At 38.9% G+C, this 22,047-nt stretch carries 26 protein-coding genes and 1 tRNA gene; 1 reads left to right on the top strand and 26 read right to left on the bottom strand.

All coding sequences use genetic code 11. The features are described from left to right. Nucleotides 1-5: 5 nt before the first annotated feature. From rpoN to ACLHDF_RS12290, 3 genes are all read right to left on the bottom strand, one after another. The gene (rpoN, locus tag ACLHDF_RS12300; protein ID WP_413919097.1) at nucleotides 6-1,316 is read right to left on the bottom strand and encodes an RNA polymerase factor sigma-54; all 1,311 of its coding nucleotides are present in this window, start codon (nucleotides 1,314-1,316) and stop codon (nucleotides 6-8) included. 285 nt (nucleotides 1,317-1,601) lie between these two features. Beyond that, entirely contained in the window at nucleotides 1,602-2,276 is a 675-nt protein-coding gene (locus ACLHDF_RS12295) for a hypothetical protein (RefSeq protein ID WP_413919096.1), read from the bottom strand. Between the two features lie 201 nt (nucleotides 2,277-2,477). Beyond that, nucleotides 2,478-2,549: transfer RNA gene (locus ACLHDF_RS12290), tRNA-Arg, on the bottom strand. Nucleotides 2,550-2,769: 220 nt separating this feature from the next. Here ACLHDF_RS12290 and clpP point away from each other — a divergent pair. Then, nucleotides 2,770-3,357 carry an ATP-dependent Clp endopeptidase proteolytic subunit ClpP gene (clpP, locus tag ACLHDF_RS12285; protein WP_013059707.1) on the top strand — a complete coding sequence of 196 codons (588 nt, stop codon included), beginning with the start codon at nucleotides 2,770-2,772 and terminating at the stop codon, nucleotides 3,355-3,357. 34 nt (nucleotides 3,358-3,391) lie between these two features. Here clpP and ACLHDF_RS12280 read toward each other — a convergent pair whose 3' ends face one another. From ACLHDF_RS12280 to ACLHDF_RS12170, 23 genes are all read right to left on the bottom strand, one after another. After that, nucleotides 3,392-3,646 (bottom strand): HPr family phosphocarrier protein, encoded by a 255-nt coding sequence (locus tag ACLHDF_RS12280; RefSeq protein ID WP_013059708.1) that lies wholly within the window; start codon nucleotides 3,644-3,646, stop codon nucleotides 3,392-3,394. A gap of 28 nt (nucleotides 3,647-3,674) precedes the next feature. Then, nucleotides 3,675-4,619, bottom strand: coding sequence for a DNA-binding protein WhiA (gene whiA, locus ACLHDF_RS12275; protein WP_413919095.1), 945 nt, complete (start codon nucleotides 4,617-4,619; stop codon nucleotides 3,675-3,677). A 33-nt stretch (nucleotides 4,620-4,652) separates the two neighbouring features. Beyond that, a complete protein-coding gene (locus ACLHDF_RS12270; protein ID WP_013085391.1) occupies nucleotides 4,653-5,639 on the bottom strand; it encodes a gluconeogenesis factor YvcK family protein in 987 nt (328 codons plus the stop codon). Continuing rightward, the gene (rapZ, locus tag ACLHDF_RS12265; protein WP_013059711.1) at nucleotides 5,636-6,529 is read right to left on the bottom strand and encodes an RNase adapter RapZ; all 894 of its coding nucleotides are present in this window, start codon (nucleotides 6,527-6,529) and stop codon (nucleotides 5,636-5,638) included. The genes ACLHDF_RS12270 and rapZ overlap by 4 nt, the downstream gene beginning before the upstream one ends. A gap of 41 nt (nucleotides 6,530-6,570) precedes the next feature. Further along, nucleotides 6,571-7,029 (bottom strand): 8-oxo-dGTP diphosphatase, encoded by a 459-nt coding sequence (locus ACLHDF_RS12260; protein ID WP_413919094.1) that lies wholly within the window; start codon nucleotides 7,027-7,029, stop codon nucleotides 6,571-6,573. A 304-nt stretch (nucleotides 7,030-7,333) separates the two neighbouring features. Continuing rightward, nucleotides 7,334-8,287 carry a thioredoxin-disulfide reductase gene (trxB, locus tag ACLHDF_RS12255; RefSeq protein WP_413919093.1) on the bottom strand — a complete coding sequence of 318 codons (954 nt, stop codon included), beginning with the start codon at nucleotides 8,285-8,287 and terminating at the stop codon, nucleotides 7,334-7,336. A gap of 111 nt (nucleotides 8,288-8,398) precedes the next feature. Continuing rightward, on the bottom strand, nucleotides 8,399-9,901 hold the full coding sequence (locus ACLHDF_RS12250) for a tetratricopeptide repeat protein (RefSeq protein WP_413919092.1): 1,503 nt from the start codon (nucleotides 9,899-9,901) through the stop codon (nucleotides 8,399-8,401). Nucleotides 9,902-10,082: 181 nt separating this feature from the next. After that, entirely contained in the window at nucleotides 10,083-10,706 is a 624-nt protein-coding gene (hisIE, locus tag ACLHDF_RS12245) for a bifunctional phosphoribosyl-AMP cyclohydrolase/phosphoribosyl-ATP diphosphatase HisIE (RefSeq protein WP_251397339.1), read from the bottom strand. After that, complete coding sequence (gene hisF, locus ACLHDF_RS12240) at nucleotides 10,703-11,461, bottom strand: imidazole glycerol phosphate synthase subunit HisF (protein WP_025752585.1); 759 nt, start codon at nucleotides 11,459-11,461, stop codon at nucleotides 10,703-10,705. Before hisF ends, hisIE begins: the two co-directional genes overlap by 4 nt. Continuing rightward, nucleotides 11,461-12,195 carry a 1-(5-phosphoribosyl)-5-[(5-phosphoribosylamino)methylideneamino]imidazole-4-carboxamide isomerase gene (gene hisA / locus ACLHDF_RS12235; RefSeq protein WP_413919091.1) on the bottom strand — a complete coding sequence of 245 codons (735 nt, stop codon included), beginning with the start codon at nucleotides 12,193-12,195 and terminating at the stop codon, nucleotides 11,461-11,463. The genes hisF and hisA overlap by 1 nt, the downstream gene beginning before the upstream one ends. Next, the gene (gene hisH / locus ACLHDF_RS12230; RefSeq protein ID WP_413919090.1) at nucleotides 12,182-12,829 is read right to left on the bottom strand and encodes an imidazole glycerol phosphate synthase subunit HisH; all 648 of its coding nucleotides are present in this window, start codon (nucleotides 12,827-12,829) and stop codon (nucleotides 12,182-12,184) included. Before hisH ends, hisA begins: the two co-directional genes overlap by 14 nt. Then, nucleotides 12,830-13,414, bottom strand: a complete 585-nt coding sequence (gene hisB, locus ACLHDF_RS12225) for an imidazoleglycerol-phosphate dehydratase HisB (RefSeq protein ID WP_013059719.1) — start codon at nucleotides 13,412-13,414, stop codon at nucleotides 12,830-12,832. 75 nt (nucleotides 13,415-13,489) lie between these two features. Continuing rightward, nucleotides 13,490-14,758: a histidinol dehydrogenase gene (gene hisD, locus ACLHDF_RS12220; protein ID WP_413919089.1), complete on the bottom strand. Its 1,269-nt coding sequence runs from the start codon at nucleotides 14,756-14,758 to the stop codon at nucleotides 13,490-13,492. Between the two features lie 15 nt (nucleotides 14,759-14,773). Beyond that, complete coding sequence (gene hisG / locus ACLHDF_RS12215) at nucleotides 14,774-15,406, bottom strand: ATP phosphoribosyltransferase (protein ID WP_413919088.1); 633 nt, start codon at nucleotides 15,404-15,406, stop codon at nucleotides 14,774-14,776. Beyond that, the gene (locus tag ACLHDF_RS12210) at nucleotides 15,406-16,587 is read right to left on the bottom strand and encodes an ATP phosphoribosyltransferase regulatory subunit (RefSeq protein WP_413919087.1); all 1,182 of its coding nucleotides are present in this window, start codon (nucleotides 16,585-16,587) and stop codon (nucleotides 15,406-15,408) included. The genes hisG and ACLHDF_RS12210 overlap by 1 nt, the downstream gene beginning before the upstream one ends. Before the next feature lie 184 nt (nucleotides 16,588-16,771). Continuing rightward, entirely contained in the window at nucleotides 16,772-17,299 is a 528-nt protein-coding gene (locus tag ACLHDF_RS12205) for an acyltransferase (RefSeq protein ID WP_413919086.1), read from the bottom strand. Further along, complete coding sequence (ppaX, locus tag ACLHDF_RS12200) at nucleotides 17,296-17,943, bottom strand: pyrophosphatase PpaX (RefSeq protein ID WP_413919085.1); 648 nt, start codon at nucleotides 17,941-17,943, stop codon at nucleotides 17,296-17,298. Before ppaX ends, ACLHDF_RS12205 begins: the two co-directional genes overlap by 4 nt. 59 nt (nucleotides 17,944-18,002) lie before the next feature. Continuing rightward, on the bottom strand, nucleotides 18,003-18,836 hold the full coding sequence (gene lgt / locus ACLHDF_RS12195; protein ID WP_413919084.1) for a prolipoprotein diacylglyceryl transferase: 834 nt from the start codon (nucleotides 18,834-18,836) through the stop codon (nucleotides 18,003-18,005). A 16-nt stretch (nucleotides 18,837-18,852) separates the two neighbouring features. After that, nucleotides 18,853-19,788 (bottom strand): HPr(Ser) kinase/phosphatase, encoded by a 936-nt coding sequence (hprK, locus tag ACLHDF_RS12190; protein ID WP_413919083.1) that lies wholly within the window; start codon nucleotides 19,786-19,788, stop codon nucleotides 18,853-18,855. Nucleotides 19,789-19,982: 194 nt separating this feature from the next. Beyond that, nucleotides 19,983-20,348 carry a phage holin family protein gene (locus ACLHDF_RS12185; protein ID WP_413919082.1) on the bottom strand — a complete coding sequence of 122 codons (366 nt, stop codon included), beginning with the start codon at nucleotides 20,346-20,348 and terminating at the stop codon, nucleotides 19,983-19,985. A 2-nt stretch (nucleotides 20,349-20,350) separates the two neighbouring features. Then, nucleotides 20,351-20,545 carry a PspC domain-containing protein gene (locus ACLHDF_RS12180; RefSeq protein ID WP_013059728.1) on the bottom strand — a complete coding sequence of 65 codons (195 nt, stop codon included), beginning with the start codon at nucleotides 20,543-20,545 and terminating at the stop codon, nucleotides 20,351-20,353. Between the two features lie 41 nt (nucleotides 20,546-20,586). Next, a complete protein-coding gene (locus ACLHDF_RS12175) occupies nucleotides 20,587-21,678 on the bottom strand; it encodes a DUF4097 family beta strand repeat-containing protein (protein ID WP_413919081.1) in 1,092 nt (363 codons plus the stop codon). Between the two features lie 38 nt (nucleotides 21,679-21,716). Continuing rightward, nucleotides 21,717-22,028, bottom strand: a complete 312-nt coding sequence (locus ACLHDF_RS12170) for a hypothetical protein (protein WP_413919080.1) — start codon at nucleotides 22,026-22,028, stop codon at nucleotides 21,717-21,719. Nucleotides 22,029-22,047 lie beyond the last annotated feature (19 nt).

Genomic DNA, 22,047 nt, shown 5'->3' with positions numbered 1-22,047 from the left:
CTCCTTTACTGCGTGACAAAAAGTTTTCGTTGACTGGACGGCAAAACGTTTAATTGATCTCGATATTTGGCTACCGTTCGTCTTGAAATATTAACGTTATAATCGCTTTGCAAGACGTTAGCTAACTGCTGATCTGAAAGCGGACGCTGCTTGTTTTCTTCCGATACTAGCTTTTTAAGCAGCTCTTTTACGTGAGTTGTAGAGGTCGCTTCGTTGTTGCCAAGTTGAATACTAGTTGAGAAAAAAGATTTCATTGAAAAGGTGCCAAAGGGCGTTTGAATATATTTGTGCCGAGTAGCACGGCTAATCGTTGATTCATGTACAGACGTTTGTTCAGCGACTTCCTTCATCGTTAAAGGCTTCAAATACGAAGGACCCTTTTTAAAAAAGGCTTCTTGTTCAACTAGTAAGGTGTTCATTAATGCGTTTAATGTGTCTTTTCGTGTGTGTAAGCTTTTCATAATCCATTGGAACTCACGGTATTTCTCTTGCAAATAAGAGAACATCTCTTGGTTCTGCCTATTTTTCAGCTGAAGTTTGTATTGTTCATTCACTGAAAGACGAGGTTCCAAATCCTCATTTGCATAAGCAACGACATTTCCATCTTCAATTTTCACAATAAAATCCGGGACAATGAATCGTTCATTGGACTTCATATAAAATGAGCCGGGACGAGGATTTAACTTTTTGATCTGTTCATGTAACTGTTGAAGATCTTCAAGTGAGATTTGACATAACTTTGAAATCTTCATCCATTTTTTATACGCAAATTCTTCAAAGTGATGTGTCAAAATTTGCTCTATTTTTTCCGTCCACTGATTACTTCTTTTTAATTGAAGCATTAAACACTCTTGTAAACTTCTCGCTCCTACTCCTGCAGGGTCCATCTGCTGCACAAATTGAAGAGCCTTTTCAACCTGCTCCTGACTTTGGCCAAGCTGGTTAGCAAGTATGACTAACTCATCGTGCAAATAGCCGGCATCGTCTAGACTATGAATAACAAACTCAACGGCTGCCTGCTCACATTCATCTAATTTTAATAATGCGGCTTGATTCATTAAATGTTCGTACAGCGTTTCTTTAGGAGCCGGTATACTGCTCATATAATCTGTTGAATCAGAAGTTGCATGATTTTTTTGATTGTGAGATGTATAGACGGGCAGCTCTGAAAAATCTATAAGCGGATTTTGAAGCGCCTGCTCATGTAAAAACGCTACAATATCCATTGATGAATATTGTAAAAGAGAAATAGCTTGTGATAATTCTTTTGACATCGTCAGCTTTAACGACTGCTGCTGAAATAATCCAATCTCCATTATTTCTCCCCTCCCCTTTATCTATTTTACTATAAAAACGCTTTCAAAGAATACAGAACTATTTTTTATACGTAATTTTTTCATCAAAAAATCTCCGTCAACTCTTGTTAACGAAGCGGTTCATTCTATATTTTATTACGAACCATCAAAAAAGTAATAGAGCTATACACCTTTATAACTTTTCATTATAATTGGCACCGACTATATGGTACGAGTAATAATTCGACATGAATTTTTCTTCGTCATGTCGAATTATCTGCATTTGTATAATAGTGGAATAATCGCTTATTGAATGGTTTTTGCCATTTGCATGAACTTGTCTAAGTTTTCTTTGTTATTTTTCGTAAAGATAGTTAGCTTCATTGGCTTCTTTCCTTTAACTAACACAGCATTCACCGTATGATCTCCAGAATTCGCTTCATACCAAACAGAATCTTTGAAGATTCCATCCTCTTCAAGATTCTTTTTCTCTGCTGCATTCTTATTAACTGCTGTTGCCGTTTGTTTAACAGATTGAGCAGCATCGTCCATCGATGTTTCTGATGAAAGCATCTCTATACGCATAAATTGAGAATCATCTAAAGTTAATACTAATGCATCTTTTCCTGGTTCTTCACCCGTTAGTTTATAGCCGTCCATTACTTGGATAGAATAGTCTTGCTCTGGGCTTTTTGTTAGTTTTGTTTCTTGAGAAGAGGTTGACTGTTCATCTTCCGCTGTTCCGCTAGTTGCTAACTGATTTCCTGAAGGTTTGGTTGAGGCCTCGGAAGAATCAGCATCTTTTTTCGTCTCTTCTTTTTCAGCGCCCGATGTTTGATCAGATTTGGAAACCATATCCTTCTGAACATTTTCTGTTTGATCATTAGACTTCGACTGAGCAGAATCCTCGTTCGTCCCGCATGCAGATAGTAATAGCGCTACCGATACACTGACAATGAAAAATTTGTTCATATATTTCATATTTATTCCTCCTCCGTGTTTCTTTTCCTTATATACTGTTTTATAGTATTCTGACAAATTCCGCAACCGGTACAATGGAATTAATTTCTTGCTTCCTTGCGCGTATAAAGGGCTACAGGAGAAAAATAAATATTATTTTTTGAGAAGATGAGCCTTTTTACTCAAAATAAAAAACGTTGCGTAATCTGCAACGTTTTAAGACGCCCTCGACAGGATTCGAACCCACCCTAAGAGAACCGGAATCTCTTGTGCTATCCACTACACTACGAGGGCATATTTATCACAACTTCCATTATAGGAGAGAAAACTTCTCTTTTCAATAGAATCCTACGTTTATTTTTTTTAGAAGCGGGAAAAATTTTAATAATGTCAAAGAGGAATACATAGTCTTTTAAGCGAATATGTGTAGTAGAGGTTCTTTTGTTTGACCTTTATTGACCATACGTGTATTATAGGTACATAACAAATTATTCTTGTTAAGGAGGAATTTAATATGAACTTAATTCCTACAGTTATTGAACAAACAAACCGTGGTGAACGTGCTTATGACATTTATTCACGTTTATTAAAAGACCGCATTATTATTTTGGGTAGTGCTATTGACGATAATGTAGCTAACTCAATCGTTTCTCAGCTTCTATTCTTAGCTGCTGAAGACCCAGAAAAAGATATCTCACTTTATATCAACAGTCCAGGTGGCTCTATTACAGCTGGAATGGCTATCTACGATACGATGCAATTCATTAAACCAAAAGTCTCTACAATTTGTATCGGTATGGCTGCATCAATGGGTGCTTTCTTACTGGCTGCTGGTGAAAAGGGCAAACGTTTTGCTCTTCCAAACAGTGAAGTAATGATTCATCAACCTCTTGGCGGTGCTCAAGGACAAGCTACTGAAATCGAAATTGCGGCAAAACGTATTCTATTCTTACGCGAAAAACTAAATTCAATCTTAGCTGAGCGTACAGGTCAACCGTTAGAAGTGCTACAACGTGATACAGATCGTGATAATTTCATGACTGCTGAGCGCGCTTTAGAATACGGTCTAATTGACAAAGTATTAGAAAACGATCCTAAATAAGAAAAAAACCTTTCCCATTGTGGGAAAGGTTTTTTTATGCATCGTTCTCTACGTAAGCTACTAACGCATCCATTGCTTCTTTTTCATCTACCCCTTCAACGATAAGCGTAATAAGCGAACCATTATTAATCGCTAAGCTCATTAACCCCATGATACTTTTAGCATTGACTACTTTCTCATCTTTCTTCAAGTACACATCGGATGTAAAACGAGTTGCCTCTTGCACGAATAGTGCTGCAACACGAGCTTGTAATCCCGTTTTTAATTTTACTTCTACTTGTTTTTCCATGATAAAATCCTCCCCCTTGCAATTCCCCTTATGTGACTGGCTGACCGGCGCGAAGCTTGTCTGCTATTTGGTCAATTTTACGCAAACGATGGTTAATGCCCGATTTGCTAATTTGACCTCCAGATACCATCTCACCAAGCTCTTTTAACGTAACATCTTGGTATTCCACGCGCAAACGAGCAATTTCTCTTAGCTTTTCTGGTAAGATGTCTAGTCCAGCTGTTTCATCAATATAACGAATGTTTTCCACTTGACGAATAGCTGCTCCAATCGTTTTATTTAAGTTAGCTGTTTCACAATTAACTAAGCGATTAACAGAATTCCGCATATCTCGGACGATTCTTACATCCTCAAACCGTAAAAGGGCGTTATGAGCTCCGATAATATTTAGAAATTCCGTAATTTTTTCCGCTTCTTTCAAATAGTTGATGTAGCCCTTTTTCCGCTCTAGTGTTTTACTATTCAATTGAAATTCGTTCATTAAATTGCATAAAGCCTCATTATGCTCTTCATACAATGAAAAGATTTCAAGATGGTACGATGATGTCTCTGGGTTATTAATAGAACCGCCAGCTAAAAATGCGCCTCTTAAGTAGGATCGCTTACAGCATTTCTTTTGTACTAGCTCTGGTGAAATACGATGTGTAAACGTGAATCCTTCTTCTACAATTTTTAAGTCTTCCAAAAGCATTCTCGTTTTTTCTACTAATCGAACAATATACACATTGTTTTTCTTCAAACGCATCTTCTTGCGCACAAGCAGTTCTACTGACACATCATAAATTTTCTTAAGCAAGACATAAATGCGCCGAGCAATCGCTGCATTTTCTGTTTGAACATCAACCGTGAATTTTTTATTCGAAAAGGAAAGTGAACCATTCATTCGAATTAATGCAGAAAGCTCTGCTTTTGCACAGCAATCTTTAACTTCTAAATTCGTTAACTCTTTTTTTGTTTCTGATGCAAATGACATAACTTCACCTCCAATCTACATACGAAAATATTGTTAAACACCCGTATTCGCTTTACCTTGCAGCGATGTAAGCATAGAATACACAAGCTTTGCGACTTTTTTTGTATCATGCCTAATTACGCTGCCGTCATACTGAATAATTTGATCTTCAATTACTTCTAACCCTAATTTTAGCAATACTTCACGATCATATTCTACAGGCTGAGCCTGCTCTACTTGATATTTCTTTTTCAATGGTGCTGGGATAGGTGCATTATTGACGATAATCGCATCTAAAAATGCACACGGCATATGATTGTAAAGCGCTTTAATATGATCACTCGCTTTAAACCCTAACGTCTCGCCTGGCTGCGTCATTACGTTGCATACGTACACTTTCTTTGCTTTTGTCGAACAAAGCTCATTACAAATATCTTGCACCAGTAAATTCGGCAAAATACTTGTATAAAGACTTCCGGGCCCCAATACAATTAAATCGGCACGTCGAATAGCTTTTATTGTCTCGACAAGCGGTTTCACATCGGCAGGCGATAAAAATACCTTATTAATTTTTTTATTGACTTCTGGAATTTTAGATTCACCTGTTACAATAGAACCATCTTGCATCTCCGCATGCAGCACAACACTTTGATTAGCTGCCGGAAGTACTTTGCCTCTGACATTTAGTACTTTGCTCATTTCTCGTATAGCATGCACAAAATCGCCAGTAATAGACGTCATAGCTGCAAGCAATAAATTGCCAAGAGAATGGCCTGTAAGCTCATTTCCTGTATCAAATCGATGCTGAAAAAGCTCTTCAACTAGTGGCTCTACATCAGATAAAGCAACTAGCACATTTCGAATATCACCAGGAGCAGGGATTTCAAGTTCATCGCGCAATCGGCCAGAACTTCCCCCGTCGTCTGCTACGGTTACGATGGCTGTAAGATCAAGAGGGTATTCCTTTAACCCTCTTAACAGCACTGGTAAGCCCGTTCCTCCCCCAATGACGACAACTTTTGGAAGCTGTTCACTGCTCATCTATGATTTTCCTTTCTCCTCTCAATGTCACGATGAGAAATATGAGTTTTGTATTCATTCTGGAAATGGTGGCCTAGATATTCAGCTAATGTGACGGAGCGATGCTGTCCGCCTGTGCATCCTATAGCAATGACCAGCTGGCTTTTACCTTCTCGCTTGTACTGTGGAAGCATAAACGAAAGTAAATCTACTACTTTTTCAATGAACTTTTGAGTTTCCGTCCATTTTAATACGTAAGAAGAAACCTCTTCTTCAAGCCCTGTTTTAGGACGCATATGGTCAATGTAGTGAGGATTCGGCAAAAAGCGCACATCAAAGACTAAATCAGCGTCAATTGGCACTCCGTATTTAAAACCAAACGACATCACATTAACAGTAAAAACTTGTGAAGCATGCGAAGAAAACTGAGTTAAAATCTTTTCTCTAAGCTCTCTTGGCTTTAACTCTGACGTCTCGTAAATAAGCTGAGCTCTTCCTTTTAACTCCTCTAATAGCTCTCTTTCCATCCCAATTCCTTCTAACGGTAAACCTGAAGGAGCTAGCGGATGTGAACGTCTCGTTTCTTTGTAGCGCGTCACCAATACAGAATCTTTCGCATCTAAAAATAAAATTTGTGGCGTGACCCACGTTGTTTCACTCATGTTATCTAATGCTTCAAATAGGCTTTCAAAAAACTCTCTGCCTCGCAAATCCATAACAAGAGCAACTTTATTCATTTTATTCCCTGACTCTTTCATGAGTTCTAAAAATTTCGGTAGCAATGTAGGGGGTAAATTATCTACACAAAAGAACCCTAAATCTTCAAAACTCTGAATTGCTACTGTTTTTCCTGCACCTGACATTCCAGTAATAATCACTAATTGAATATCGCTTACAGACCCAGTACTCATTTTCCATCCCCCTCAATCTATGCATACATGTCTATTTAACATTAACAAGGATCAATTCGATAAGATAATAACTCGAAATCCGTTGTATACGTAAAGTTGCCGTAAATAACACCCGATCCTTTTGCTACATAATCGATAATGTGATGATCTCCCGGTGCCATCGGCAATTCACTTACTTCACTCAAATTATGCCAACCGAGTTTGCCTTCTTCTGATTCTAGCACATTTGTCCCATCAAAATCTGTAGCAAAAAAAGTAAACATCATCCACTCAGATGAAATTTGGTCGTTTTCTTTCATCGTAAAAGTAAAGATACCTTTTACAGTGGGGTTTTTTAAATAAACTCCTGTTTCTTCACGAAATTCTCTTACAACAGAGTCTTTTACAGATTCTCCTTGCTCCATTTTCCCACCCGGGGCCACCCACCAGTTTCTTCTTGGCTTTTGAAGCAACAATACTTTATCATCTTTCATTAATACACAATTTGTGACCCTTTGCATTTTTTCCACCTCATTGTATGTATACTGACATTTTCTTTTATTATACTACGAAACAAACTTCTCTCACAACGGAGATGAACTAACTATTACTAAATTTTCTGAAAATATCCCCTTGCTGTTATATACATGAATTCCATCTGTTATAGTCAAAAAAAAAGAGGCATAGGAACACGTCCTATGCCCGACATACATATATTTTATAAAAGGGGGTCAATTACTATTTATATAGTACCCCATCAATGTTTCACAGGTGTTACAGAACAGTTAAAACCGAATTACGTTTTGTAAAAGGTTGATTTCAGCCTTATTGCTGAATAGCTTTTAACTTTTCTTTTAGCTCTTCTACATAGTGCTGAGCCGCTTGAGCAGCAATACTTCCATCACCTGTAGCTGTTACAATTTGACGAAGAGCTTTTTCACGAACGTCTCCAGCCGCGAACACACCTGGTACTTTTGTTTCCATTTGCTCGTTCGTTTCAATATATCCTTCTTTGTTCGTAATGTTTAGGCTTTCGAATGGTTTTGTTAGTGGAACCATTCCAACATAAATGAATACGCCGTCCGCACCGAATTCACGCTCTTCACCTGTTTTGGTATCTACTAACGTTACGCCGCCTACTTTACCGTCTTTTTCATTTACTTCTTTGACCGTTGTATTCCAGATAAAATCAACTTTTTCGTTGTCAAATGCACGCTGTTGTAGGATTTTCTGTGCACGAAGCTCATCGCGTCGGTGAATAATTGTTACTTTTGTTGCAAAGCGTGTTAAATATACGCCTTCTTCAACCGCAGAGTCTCCACCACCTACAACGACCAGCTCTTTGCCTTTAAAGAATGCGCCATCACATACAGCGCAATAAGATACGCCACGGCCGCCTAGCTCTTTTTCTCCTGGCGCGCCTAATTTTTTATATTCAGCACCAGTAGCAATGATTACTGAACGTGTTTTATATTCTTTGCTGCCTGCACGAACAGTTTTGTATTCTTCTCCGTCGATGATTTCTTTAATATCACCGTACGCATATTCAGCACCGAATTTTTTTGCATGCTCAAACATTTTGTTTGAAAGGTCTGGACCAAGGATATGATCGTAACCTGGATAGTTTTCTACATCTTCCGTATTAGCCATTTGACCGCCTGGAATTCCGCGTTCAATCATTAGTGTTGATAGATCTGCACGAGATGTATATACAGCAGCAGTCATACCTGCTGGGCCTGCCCCAATAATAATGACATCATAGATTTTTTCTTCTGTCATTTCTTTACACTCCTTTTAGGAAATTTCTTCGTAGTTGATTCCAAATTTATGGATAATTCTTTCGTTATCACTATCGTAATATGTCCTTACTATTATCGTCTATTTTTTTGCTCAATTTAATAACGCATTCACAATCTTACTGTATCTTCTAACTGTTGCCGCGGAAATGGAATATTGTTTTGCCGCATCGGCTTGAGTAATAGACTGTTTTTTTTCTTTCGCCCATATATATGTGACGGCTGCAGCCCATGCATTTACATTCACATGTTGAAAATCATAGGATTGTTTATATACCTGTACGTATACATAGAACCAAAAGCTTAAAAGGTCCTGGGTATCACTTTCAGTCTGTGATTCCATCTCCAGTTCAATAACATCTGCCACCTCAAAAATCACATGATGTTTATCCTGCCATACATACGTATATACTTCATCTAAAAGTGTACTCATATGTATAGACGACTTGATTTCTTCTAAAAGAAGCAGACGCTGTTGTTCAGGAAGCTTCTTCGCCATATACAAGCTGTAAAGCTGATCATGAACGTTTTTTGTTGCACACTTCTTTTTCGCTGTAAAATCCACTTTCGATTGAAAAACCTTCGCAGCTTTCTGACTAAGGCGCCAAGGCTCCTCTCCTTCTTTATCAGGAACGTCTTCCAATGCCAGCTTCCACATTTCTTTAGCGAACGCTTCACGTCCAGTATAGTAAGAAGCATATGAGAGCCAATAATGAAATGAGTTGTCTCCTTGAAACCCTTGTGTATAAAGCTTTTTTAACCATTTGTAAGATAGCCTGTATTGACCAATCAATGCAAATGTTGCTCCAAGCTTATATCGGTGTTCAAATGACATCGGATAAACTCGGCTAAGCCCGTCTGTAAGCTCCTCAACTTCTTTATGCTTATGGCAATAATAATAGAAAATAAGCTGATTGCATAACGCATGAAGATTTCCAGGGTTATTCTCCAATACTTCATTCAGCAAATCTATTGCCTCATCAATTTTATTTAAATAAAAATAAGCTAACGCTAAATTATTATATGCAGACCAGAATTCTGGATACTCATCAATTATTTCAGTTAACAAATCTACTGCTTCTTCAAAATTTGTTTCTTCAAGCAGTTTTTTTGCTTGTTCTTGTTTTATAATCAGCATGTCACCCAGCTGATTTTTGGGCTCTTCATCTTCTTCATCCACATCAATTGATAGTAAATCTAACAGATCTGTAGCCGATCGAAAGAGGTCGCCATTTGGAAAATGCTCAATGTAATACATCGCGTATTTTTGTGATTCTTCAAACAGTCCAAGATGCGCATAGCTGTTGGCTATATAGTAGTAACAGCTTCCCAATGTATCCTCCATATGATGAATCACATGGAGGAAAAGCTCGTTGGCACCTTGATAATCTCCCCGCTCCGTTAAAGCTACTCCAACGCTTGTAAGAAGCTGTGGATTACGGGCATTTTCCTTGTTTGCACGCGTTAAATACTTGAGCGCTTTATCTGACTCCTCTTCTTCAAACGCCTGCAGCGCTTTTTCGAAATAGAAGTCACCCGTTTGCGAAAATGGAATTACTTGTGCCATTTTTTGAATTACTTTTGAGTGTTTTTCCATTAAGCCCTCCAAATAAGTTGATAATTTCGACGTTCGTAGTATATCACATTTGCCAAGAAGTTTAATACCTCTATTCAAAAAAGGAGCCTGCAGGCCGTCGTTCCTTGACGCAAATAAGATAAGGGATTGCCTCTTTTATGTAAAATGAGGCAATCCCTTATCTCCTTTCACTATGTAGCTATTAGCTAGAGTGACGCTCCCTTAATACTGATAGGACATCATCTAAAGGCAGCTTTTGCTCACGAAGTAAAACAAGTACATGGTACAATAAATCTGCCACTTCCCACTTCAGCTCATCATGGTCACGATTTTTCGCTGCAATAATCACTTCACCAGCTTCTTCCCCTACTTTTTTGAGGATTTTATCTACGCCTTTATCAAATAAGTACGTCGTATAAGCTCCTTCTGGCATTTCAGCTTCACGCTTAGCGATTACTTCTTCTAGCTCATTAATAATGGCAAACCGATTATCGTTTTGTTTGTTTTCGCCAAGAATTGTTTCATTAAAACAGCTGTAAGCACCCGTATGACAAGCAGGGCCTTGAGGCTCTACTTTTACAACAAGAGAATCAGCATCACAGTCATATGCCATACTCACAATTTTTTGTGTATTTCCAGAAGTTGCGCCTTTGTGCCACAACTCTTGTCGAGAACGGCTGTAAAACCATGTTTCACGTGTATCAATTGATTTTTGAAGTGATTCTTCGTTCATATAAGCCAATGTTAAAACTTCTTTGCTCACAGCATCTTGTACAATAGCTGGCACAAGTCCATCGCTGTTGAATTTAATGTTTTCAATCGTCATCGAATGCTCACTCCTTGTTGTTTTGCATAGCTTTTAATTTCTTTTACAGATGTTTCTTTATAGTGAAAGATTGAAGCTGCCAAAGCCGCATCAGCTTCTCCTTTTTCAAACGCATCGACAAAATCTTGACCGTTTCCTGCGCCGCCAGAGGCAATAACAGGAACGCTCACCGCTTGGCTGACTGCTTTGGTTAAAGCTAAATCAAACCCTGACTTTTCGCCGTCTTTATCCATACTCGTTAACAAGATTTCACCCGCACCGCGCTTCACTGCTTCTCTTGCCCAGTCGATCACTTCCCAATCCGTTGCGTTGCGGCCGCCGTGTGTATAGACTCGCCATGATTGTAAACTTTCATCATACTTAGCATCGATTGCTACTACAATGCACTGGGCTCCAAAGAAGTCAGACCCTTCTGTAATCAGTGCAGGGTTGAGTACGGCAGCTGTATTTAATGATACTTTGTCTGCACCTGCACGGAGCATTCTTTTCATATCCTCTAATGCATTAATTCCTCCACCCACAGTAAAAGGGATTGCTAACTGAGACGCTACTTCTTCTACAACGTGCACCATCGTTTTGCGTCCTTCATGAGAAGCAGAAATATCCAAAAAGACTAATTCATCTGCGCCTTCTTCATCGTAAAATTTCGCTAACTCCACAGGGTCTCCTGCATCTCGAAGTTCCACAAACTGAACTCCTTTTACAACACGACCGTCCTTTACATCTAAACAAGGAATGATTCGCTTTGTAATCATTACGCTTTCACCTCTTGAAGTGCTTCAGCTACTGTAAACTTGTTTGTATAAAGTGCTTTCCCTACAATCGCACCAATAACCCCATCAGCTTCATGTTTCTTTAATGCATCTAAATCAGCAAGTTTACTAACTCCCCCTGATGCAATCACACCTTTTCCAGTAGCCTTAGCCATCTCAACAATTCCGTCAACGTTTGGGCCAGACAGCATACCGTCTGTAGAGATATCGGTGAAAATAAACGTTTCCGCACCAGCATTAGCCAATTCTTTTCCTAGTTCTGTCGCTTTGATTGTAGATGTTTCAACCCAACCTTCTGTCGCAACGTAGCCATCGCGCGCATCAATACCGATAGCAATACGCGCACCATATTCCTTCAGCATTTTTTTCACAAATTCAGGATTAGAAATAGCCGCACTTCCTAAAATAACGCGGTCAATTCCATTCTCTAAATAGTAAACAACATCAGCTTCTGAGCGAATGCCTCCTCCAATTTGAACACGTACATCTAATTTCTTTTTTACGCCTAGCACAAATTCATCATTCACGCGCTTGGCCGCTTTTGCACCGTCCAAATCAACCATATGAATCCACTGAGCGCCTTCACTTGCGAATTGTGTGGCCATATCTACCGGGGAATCTCCGTATACCGTTTCTTTTGTGTAATCTCCTTGAAGCAAACGGACGCACTTTCCTCCGCGCATATCAATTGCTGGATATATTTCAAATTTGCTCATACGATGGGCTCCTTTTCTCTACGAAGTTTGCATAATTTTGTAACATTTGCATTCCGATTGCACTGCTTTTTTCAGGGTGAAATTGAGTACCAAATACGTGGTCTTTTCCAACAACCGCTGGAACTTCAACATCATAAGGACTTGTTGCTAAAAGCACGTCTTGGTCATTTGTTTTTACGTAATAAGAGTGGACAAAGTAAACGTGGCCTTCACTAATTCCATCAAGCAAGGCAGACTGCTGATGAAAATCTAAAGAGTTCCAGCCCATATGCGGAACTTTATATGTCTGTCCGTCAGCAGTAATGCCTGGAATACGCTCGACTCTCCCTTTTAACAGTTCCATCCCTTTTGTTATGCCGTTTTCATCGCTTTCTTCAAATAATAGCTGCATACCTAAACAAATTCCAAGCAACGGCATTCCTTTTGCTACTTCTTCTTTAATAAAGTCCGTCAGCTTTGTTTGATTCAGCTGTTCCATCGCATCTTTGAATGCTCCAACTCCAGGAAGAATCAGCCCTTTTGCTTTTCTTAGTTCTGCAGGATCTGCGGAGATAATATAGTCATAGTTTAATCGTTCAAGAGCTTTACTCACGCTGTATAAGTTCCCCATCCCATAGTCAATAATTCCAATCATTTACAACATCCCTTTCGTCGAAGGCACGCCTTTGACACGCGGATCAATCGTTGTCGCTTCGTCTAAAGCACGTGCTAATGCCTTAAATACCGCTTCAATAATATGGTGTGTATTTTTACCGTAGTGTACGATTACATGTACATTCATGCGAGATTCTAATGCGAATTTCCATAAAAATTCATACACAAGTTCTGTATCAAATGTACCGACGCGAGACGCGGGAATGTCACCTTTAAATTCAAAGTGAGGACGATTACTTAAGTCTACTACCACTTGAGCCAACGCGTCATCCATTGGTACAAAAGCATTTCCATAGCGTTTAATTCCTTTTTTATCACCCAGTGCTTCTTTGAACGTTTGACCAAGACAAATACCGATATCTTCTGTTGTATGGTGGTCATCAATCTCCGTGTCTCCATCCGCTTTTACATCAAGGTTAAACTGTCCGTGCTTTGTAAATAAATCGAGCATATGATTTAAAAAAGGAACGCCTGTGTCAATGTTCGCTTTTCCTTCTCCGTCAATTCCAATCGCTAATGCAATATCCGTTTCGTTCGTTGTACGTTTAATACTTGACTCTCTCATTGTGAAACTCCTTTCAACTATGCATGTAATAGGTAAAGAAAAGAATATTTCTACTCTTCCCTTTTCATCTTCACCTTATTTTTTAAAACGTTCTTCAACCGCCCTTGCATGAGCTTCTAATCCTTCTAAACGAGCAAATGCTGCGATTTTTGAGACATTTTTCTGAAGTGCTTGCTGGCTATATGAAATGATACTAGACTTCTTCACAAATGAATCAACTGATAAAGGACTTGAGAATTTGGCTGTCCCATTGGTTGGAAGAACATGGTTTGGTCCCGCAAAATAATCACCAACAGGTTCTGAACTGTATCTTCCTAGAAAAATAGCACCGGCATGACGAATTGAGCCTAAAAGTTCAAGCGGACTTTCAGTCATAATTTCTAAATGCTCAGGAGCTAATTGATTAACAGCTTCAATCGCTTCTTCTAATGACCCTGTCACATAAATAGCGCCATGATTATCAATAGAAGGTTTTGCAATTTCTTTACGAGGTAAAAATTCTACTTGTTTTTCTACTTCTTCTTTAACAGCTTCGGCTAATTTCAGAGAAGACGTAACTAAAATACTTGAAGCTAATTTGTCATGTTCTGCTTGAGATAATAAATCAGCCGCCACTTCGTTCGGCTTGGCCGTATCGTCTGCTAGTACGACAATTTCACTAGGTCCAGCAATTGAGTCAATGTCTACTAAGCCATATACTTCTCTCTTAGCTAATGCAACAAAGATATTACCAGGCCCTACAATTTTATCGACGGGTTTAATTGTTTCTGTTCCATAAGCAAGTGCTCCTACTGCTTGAGCTCCCCCTACTTTATAAATCTCTTCGACCCCAAGCTCACTCGCTGCTACAACTACTCCAGCAGGCAACGCGCCGTCTTTTCCTGGAGGCGAAACCATCACAATGCGTTTTACCCCTGCTACTTGAGCAGGAATTACATTCATTAAAACAGAGGAAGGATACGCCGCAAGACCTCCCGGTACATAAACACCTACTGCATCTAAAGGAGTTACTTTCTGTCCTAAAATTGTGCCATCTTCTTTTGTTGTCATCCAAGACTGTTCGACCATTCTTTCGTGATAGTCACGAATGTTGTAAGCTGCTTCACGAATGATTGACAGCATGTCTGAATCAATCAGCTCATAAGCACGCTTCTTTTCTTGTTCTGTCACAAGCAAAGAAGAAAGCTCCACTCCATCAAATTCGACTGTATACCCTTTTAAAGCTTCGTCTTTTTGCTCTTGTACTTGCTTTAAAATATTTACGACAATTTCTCTTTGTGCACTGGTCCCTTGATCAATCGTACGTTTTAAGCTCACTTGTTCTGTTACACGTGTAATTTTCAATGTATGCCACCTCTTTTATGCAGGTTGAACCACTTGAGCTAAGCGATTCACTAAATCATCAATTCGTTCGTCTTTTAAGCGATAGCTCACAGGGTTTACAATCAAACGTGATGTAATATCTTCAATGTGCTCTAATTCCACAAGTCCGTTCTCTTTTAGTGTTTGTCCGGTTGATACAATATCGACAATCCGGTCAGCAAGGCCGATTAAAGGAGCTAATTCAATCGAACCATTCAATTTAATAATTTCTACTTGCTCTCCTTGCTCTCGGAAATAAGTAGATGCTACATTCGGATATTTGGTTGCCACTTTTTGAGCAATTTCTGATTTTTTAGCATTAGGCAAACCTGCAACGGCCAGATGACATTTACTAATATTCAAATCCAATAGCTCATAAACATCTCGCTCTTCCTCTAACATTACGTCTTTACCTGCAATACCAAGATCCGCTACTCCGTATTCTACATAAGTAGTAACGTCCATTGGTTTCGCTAAAATAAAGCGCATGTTCTCTTCAGGAATGTCTACAATCAGCTTGCGCGAATCGTCAAATTCTGGCGGCAGTTGAAAATCTGCTTGACGCAAAAGTTCAGCTGCTTCTTCAAAAATACGTCCCTTTGGCATTGCAATCGTTAATAGTTCACTCATTATTGTCCCCCCTTGCCTCGTTTTCCAATTAGAAACGTGACTTCTTCAAACTGTGCAGTAAATACATCAACATCATCTACGCCTGCAATTTCCTGTGTTACTACCCGGTATCCTTGCTTGCGCTGTTCAGCAGCTAAAGCTAACGCCTCATCTAAACGCTCTTGACTATATAAAATACCGTATACTAATGAAGGTTCGTAAACTTCCTCCCCTAGCGCTTCAATTAAGCGATCGAGCTGAATTCCAAATCCCGTAGCTGGTGTTTTAGACGCAAATTTTTCAAGAAGTTGGTCATACCGTCCTCCATTACCGATATGGAAACCAACGTTTTCAGCAAACACTTCAAATAAAATACCTGTGTAATAGCTCATATGGCTGACTAAGTTAAAATCAATTTTAATCTCGTCCGTTACCCCATACGCATCAAGCATATTCCATAGCTTTTTCAAATCACCGGCCGCTTTTTTACCAGCTTCGTTTTCGACTAGTTCAACCGCTTCTTCGATTTTCTTTTCATCTCCACGCAGGTTAAGCAGCTGAAGAAGACGCTGTTTATCAATAGAAGATAGATTCAAGTCTTTTACATGATTACGATAGCCTACGTAGTTTTTCTCATATAAAAAGCGGCGAAGCACGTTAGCACGTTCTTCATTTCCGACAATTTCTAAAAAAAGCGAATTAACAAACCCAATGTGACCAATTGCCACTTTAAATGATTTAAGTCCCGCCCTTTTTAATGCACCAATCATAAGGGCAATGACTTCAGCATCGCTGCTCATCGTAGCGTCTCCAATCAGCTCAACACCTATTTGTTCAAACTCCGCCGGGCGGCCACCCTCACGCTGCTGAGCTCGGAATACATTTGCTTCATAAGCTAAGCGTAAAGGAGAATTATTTAAAAGTTTTGAAGCGGCCACGCGTGCAAATGGCGTTGTTACATCCGGTCGTAGCACAAGCGTATGTCCTTCTTTATCTAAAAGTTTAAACAATTGTTGATCTAAAATAGCTGATGCGTTTCCTACCGTTTCGTAGTATTCCACGGTAGGCGTTGCCATATATTGATAACCCCAGCTGCTGATTTCATCTGCCAGCTGATTGCGAACTTGTTTTTTTCTTTCAAAAAGAGCAGGCAGAGTATCTCTCATTCCAAGGGGTTTTTCAAACATAAATAACTTTGACATTCCGACACGTCCTTTAAGCTTGATTTTATCTATTTAAGGAACCATTGATAGGTTGATTTCACTTTATCACACTAATGTATTAGCGAAATAACAAATTAAAGTTATTGATAGTTTACACCCGATAAAGTCAGCCGTCAACCGCCAGCTGCTCAAATTTACAAAAAAAGCCACAGCTTAGTTCTTGCTAAGTTGTGGCTTTAGGTTCTTCTTCCCTACGCTTTTCCATTTCTTCTTTTGTATAGATGACACGCATCGGGTTACCTCCAACAAAGAAACCGGGTGCTACATCTTTATGAACCACCGTTCCAGCCGCTACAACCGCTTCGTTGCCGATTGTTACACCTGGAAGGATGGTACTATTTGCTCCAATCATCACTTCATCCCCGATGATGACATCTCCAAGACGATATTCCGTTATCAGATATTCATGAGCGAGAATAGTTGTATTGTATCCAATGACCGTATTGCGTCCTACTTGTATTTTTTCAGGAAACATAATATCGAGCATCACCATAAGGGCAAAGGATGTTTGAGGCCCTACTTTCATCCCTAAGCACGCTTTATACAGCCAGTTTTTCATCGAAAGAAAAGGCGTATAACGAGCGCATTGAATGATGAGGAAGTTGCGCACTACTTTCCAAAAAGGCACAGTCTTATAGACATGCCAAAGAGAGTTAGCTCCTTTAACCGGATAGCGCATCGTTTTTCTCACTGACGTTCTCCTTTTAATATATCAATTAAATCCGTCATATTTTCTAAAATAATATCAGGGTTATAAGAAGCGATATGTTCTCTTCCTTTTGCACTCCAAGCAACACCAGCTGTTTTTGTGTAAGCTCTTTGGCCAGAAACGATGTCGTGATGGTTATCTCCTACCATCAACGCTTCTTCAGGTTTAGCGCCAAGGAGCTTTAGTGCTTTTTCTACCGGCTCAGGATGAGGCTTTGCATTTTTCACGTCTTCAATTGCGACAATCGTATCAAAGAACTGATCTAAGTTTGTTAATTTAAGTCCCATCATGACCGTATTCCTTTGCTTTGTAGTTACAATACCTAATTTATAATTCTGTTCATGAAGCCATTTAACTGTTTCAAATACGCCTTCAAATTCTTTAACAAGCAAATCATGATTGGCTAGATTATGCGTGCGATACATATCAATCATTTCGTTTACTCTCGTTTTATCCATTTCTACAAACGTGTCGTATAAAGGCGGCCCCATAAACTGTAAAATATCTTCACGGGTATATTGTTCAGGATAATAGTGATTGAGCGTATGAGTAAACGAGGCAATAATTAATTCATTTGTATCAATTAACGTACCATCTAAATCAAACAAAACCGTATTAATTGTCATTATTCATTTCCTTCCCTTGCACCAGATCAAGTTTGTTTAAGTTTTATAGCTTGTTTCATTTACGCCTTAGATTGTGCTTCTTCATTCTCTAAATATCTCTGCTTACTCATTCCCGTCACGCGACGGATAATAATTAAAATAATGGCTATTACAATCAGTGCAAGTGAAACAACTTGAGCGATTCTGAGTGTATGCGTCAGCATTAAGCTATCCGTGCGAAGCCCTTCTACAAAGAAGCGTCCAACTGAGTACCAGATTAAATAAGATAAGAAAATTTCTCCTTTTCGCAGACTAGTACGGCGAAGTACCAGCAACAGGATAAATCCGGCAAAATCCCATAATGATTCGTATAAAAAAGTAGGATGATAATATGTACCGTTGATATACATTTGATTAATAATAAAATTTGGAAGGTGCAATCCTTCTAAAAAAGCACGGGTCACCGGCCCCCCATGTGCCTCTTGATTCATAAAGTTACCCCAACGCCCAATAGCTTGGCCAAGGATTAAACTAGGCGCGGCAATATCAGCCAACTTCCAAAATGAAATCTTTTTCACTTTCGAATACACAATGGCAGTTAATACGCCTCCGATTAAGCCACCATGAATGGCAATCCCACCTTGCCAAATCTGAGGTATTTCATTTAAATGCTTTGAATAGTATCCCCATTCAAAGGCTACATAATAAATTCGTGCACAAATAATGGCTATTGGCACAGCAAATAAGATAAGATCAACAAATGTATCTTTTGCTAAGCCTCTTCGTACGCTTTCTCGCGTTGCAATATAAAGGCCTAGCAGAACACCTACACCGATAATTACGCCGTACCAGTATACCGTTAGAGGGCCAATCTCAAGGAAAACGCGATCTAACGGCTGAATAGTTGCTTCCACAAGTTAACACCCTTTCTTATAAATCTTCACGATCTCCTTCTTCAATTACATCTGTTAGACGCGCGGAAAATTGTTCTGCTGCGTTAATACCCATACGCTTTAAGCGGAAGTTCATTGCTGCCACTTCAATGATAACAGCTAAGTTTCGTCCTGGACGTACTGGCAATGTAATTTTTGTAACGTCTGTATCAATAATTTTCATTTTATCTTCTTCTAAACCAAGTCGATCATAATGTTTTTGCTGATCCCATGTCTCTAGCTGAATAACAAGCGAAATTCGCTTATAGCTTCGCACAGCTCCTGCACCGAATAACGTCATTACATTAATGATCCCTAGTCCGCGAATTTCAAGCAAATGCTCGATTAAACCGGGCGCATTTCCTACAAGCGTGTCTTGATCTTCTTGACGGATTTCCACACAGTCATCGGCTACAAGGCGATGTCCTCGCTTAACAAGCTCCAGAGCTGTTTCACTTTTACCAACGCCACTTTTCCCCATGATTAATACACCGATTCCGTATATATCAACTAATACGCCGTGCAGGGCAGTAGTAGGTGCTAGTCGGCTTTCAAGAAAATTCGTTAGATGACTGGAAAGTCGCGTTGTTTTAAAATTTGAACGCAGCACAGGAACTGATTCACGTTCTGAAGCTTCGATAAGTTCTTCCGGTACATCCATTTCACGCGAAACAATGATAGCCGGCGTGATATCTGTACACATTTTTTCCATTCGAACTTTTTTTTGTTCATCATCTAATTGTTTAAAAAATGATAGTTCTGTTTTACCTAACAGCTGGATACGTTCTGCCGGGTAATATGTAAAATAACCTGCCATTTCAATACCTGGACGTGAAATATCACTCGTTGAAATAGGGCGATCGATTCCTTCTTCTCCGCTAATAAGCTCTAATTTAAATTTCTCAATGATGTCTTTTGTACGTACTTTAACCACCGTGCATCCTCCTTTTATAAACAGCCATATGCCTGTTCATGTCTACAGTATATCCAACTCTCGCTTTTATGTCGCGTTTGGTTCTACTAGCCACTTTATTTTATCATTAATACGGAAAGAAAAGAAAAAAAAAAAGATGGCATAGGGCGCATCGCCTTACCATCTTTTTCAGAAAATTAAATATTGTAAGAAAGTCACCTTCTATTTTGAAGCGGTTCAATAATCACTCGTTGAATAAGCGCATTTAGAAGCGACATGATTACTGAGGCTAAAAGCGCTGTACCAAACCCGTCAATATTAAAAGAATCTCCCATAACACTTTGTGTAATCATCAGCGTAATGGCGTTAATGACGAATAGAAATAGGCCAAGCGTAAGAAAAGTCACCGGCAGGGTAAGTAAAATTAAAATCGGCTTAACAAACACATTCAAAATTGATAGAATCAAGCTGGCAATAATAGCTGCACTGACTGATTCCAAATGAAAGGTGTCAATATAACCTGCGATTACTATTAATACGAGGGCATTGATTAAAATACTAATGATTCCACGCAATAACATCTTTAGAAATCTCCTTCTTCATTTGGAACTAAAAATACAAAAATCATATATAAAATAACCGGAGTGCCTACTGTAAAAAATAAACTGATGATAAACAATACGCGCAGTAGTGAAGCATCTATTCCGATATACTGAGAAATACCGCCGATAACACCCGCAAGCTTGCGATTTGTTCGCGAACGATACAACTTTCGCACGTTAATCATCTCCTTTACTTTTTTACTAAAACAAGCGTTTTCTATTTTATAACAATTGAACCCGTTTTGGATTCAGCTAACAATTTATAGCCTTTAGGCGAAGCGACATTGGCTTTGAAACGAAGTTGTTTCATTACCGTTTCTTTTTTCTCATCTACTATTTCCACCTCAGGAAGTGTACATGTAAAGTTCCCAAAATTAGATTTCAAATCTCCATCAACGGAGAGATGCGGCGGCGTATAGAGCGTAATACTTCCCGTAGTTGTTTTAAAAAATGCTTTTTCGATGCGTTCCCCTTTTAAATACGTATCAATATCTCCGTTAAATGTTTGAACGTCAATTTTCTTTGTATCTCCATCAAATTTAACGGTTCCATTGATTGTTTCAAGCTCACATTTCGAAGCGAAAATTCGAGAAAGTTCCATATGCCCGTTTGATGTCTCCATTTCAAGAGAATGGCTATTTACATCGTAAAAGCGGATGGTACCATTAGCTGTTTTGGCTTTTAGATCTCGTACGCTTAGTCTTTCCCCATCGATTGAACCATTAAACATACGGAGTTTAACCCGCTCATATTCCATTTCTGGAATATAAATAATCGCTTTTACCTTCATTTGTTTTTGCTGAATAGCAAAGCGCAGTTTGCCATTTTCAATAGAAAATGCCGTGTGCTGCAAGAAAGTACGGCGCGCTTCATCCAAATTCTCTACTTTGTATATAGCAGCTTGACACTCTATTCGCACTTCTGGACTCCCCCAAGGGCGGAGCTGGACGCTTCCATTTGCTAAATCTACATCAATCTCTTGAATATATGCTTCTGATTGTTGAAAGATGTGCTGAACGTCAATCGAAGGTCCAAAGTTAAAATCCAAATCTCCTTCTTTTACTTTTTTTACCGTTTGGTCCACAAATGTAAATAATTTTTCTTTTAAAGAGCTTTGAGATGACTTAGAAGCGTACGGTTTTTTCTGTTTTTCTCCTACATAAGGGGATAGTTCAGCTTTATCAGACGTAGCATAGGAAGAATCACTAGCTGAGTTTTTTTCTAGTGAGTTTAGCAAAGTTAAAGCCTCGTCTACACTAAGTTTTCCTTCTTCTACCATCTGTAAAATTTGTTTGCGCTTATCACTCATACGTTCCATCTCCTCTTTATGTTTTAGTCATTTAACTTTTATCTACTTAATATTTGTATTCCTTTTACAATGTTCCATACAAACACAACAACATTAACTAAAGAAACGACAACTAAAGCTACAATTAAAAGGATAAATACTGTTCCACTAGACCCAGTAAGAGCAGGAAGTAAGAAGAATAAAAACAAGATCGCTGTAGCAATGGGTAATAAATGTGACAAAAATGCATTTTTTGCATGTTTCTTTACTTCTATGTTATGAACAACAAAATAAATAATAATAGGTAATAAGAATGGTGCAAAGAAAACGCTAAAATAATTTAAGGAAGATAGTACGCGATTTCCTTCCATGATAATCAACTCCTTATAT

The sequence above is a fragment of the Priestia megaterium genome (assembly GCF_046599315.1).
GTDB lineage: Bacteria > Bacillota > Bacilli > Bacillales > Bacillaceae_H > Priestia > Priestia megaterium_F.
Note: the sequence above shows the minus strand (reverse complement) of the source record. Positions and strands in the feature narration are given on the sequence as shown.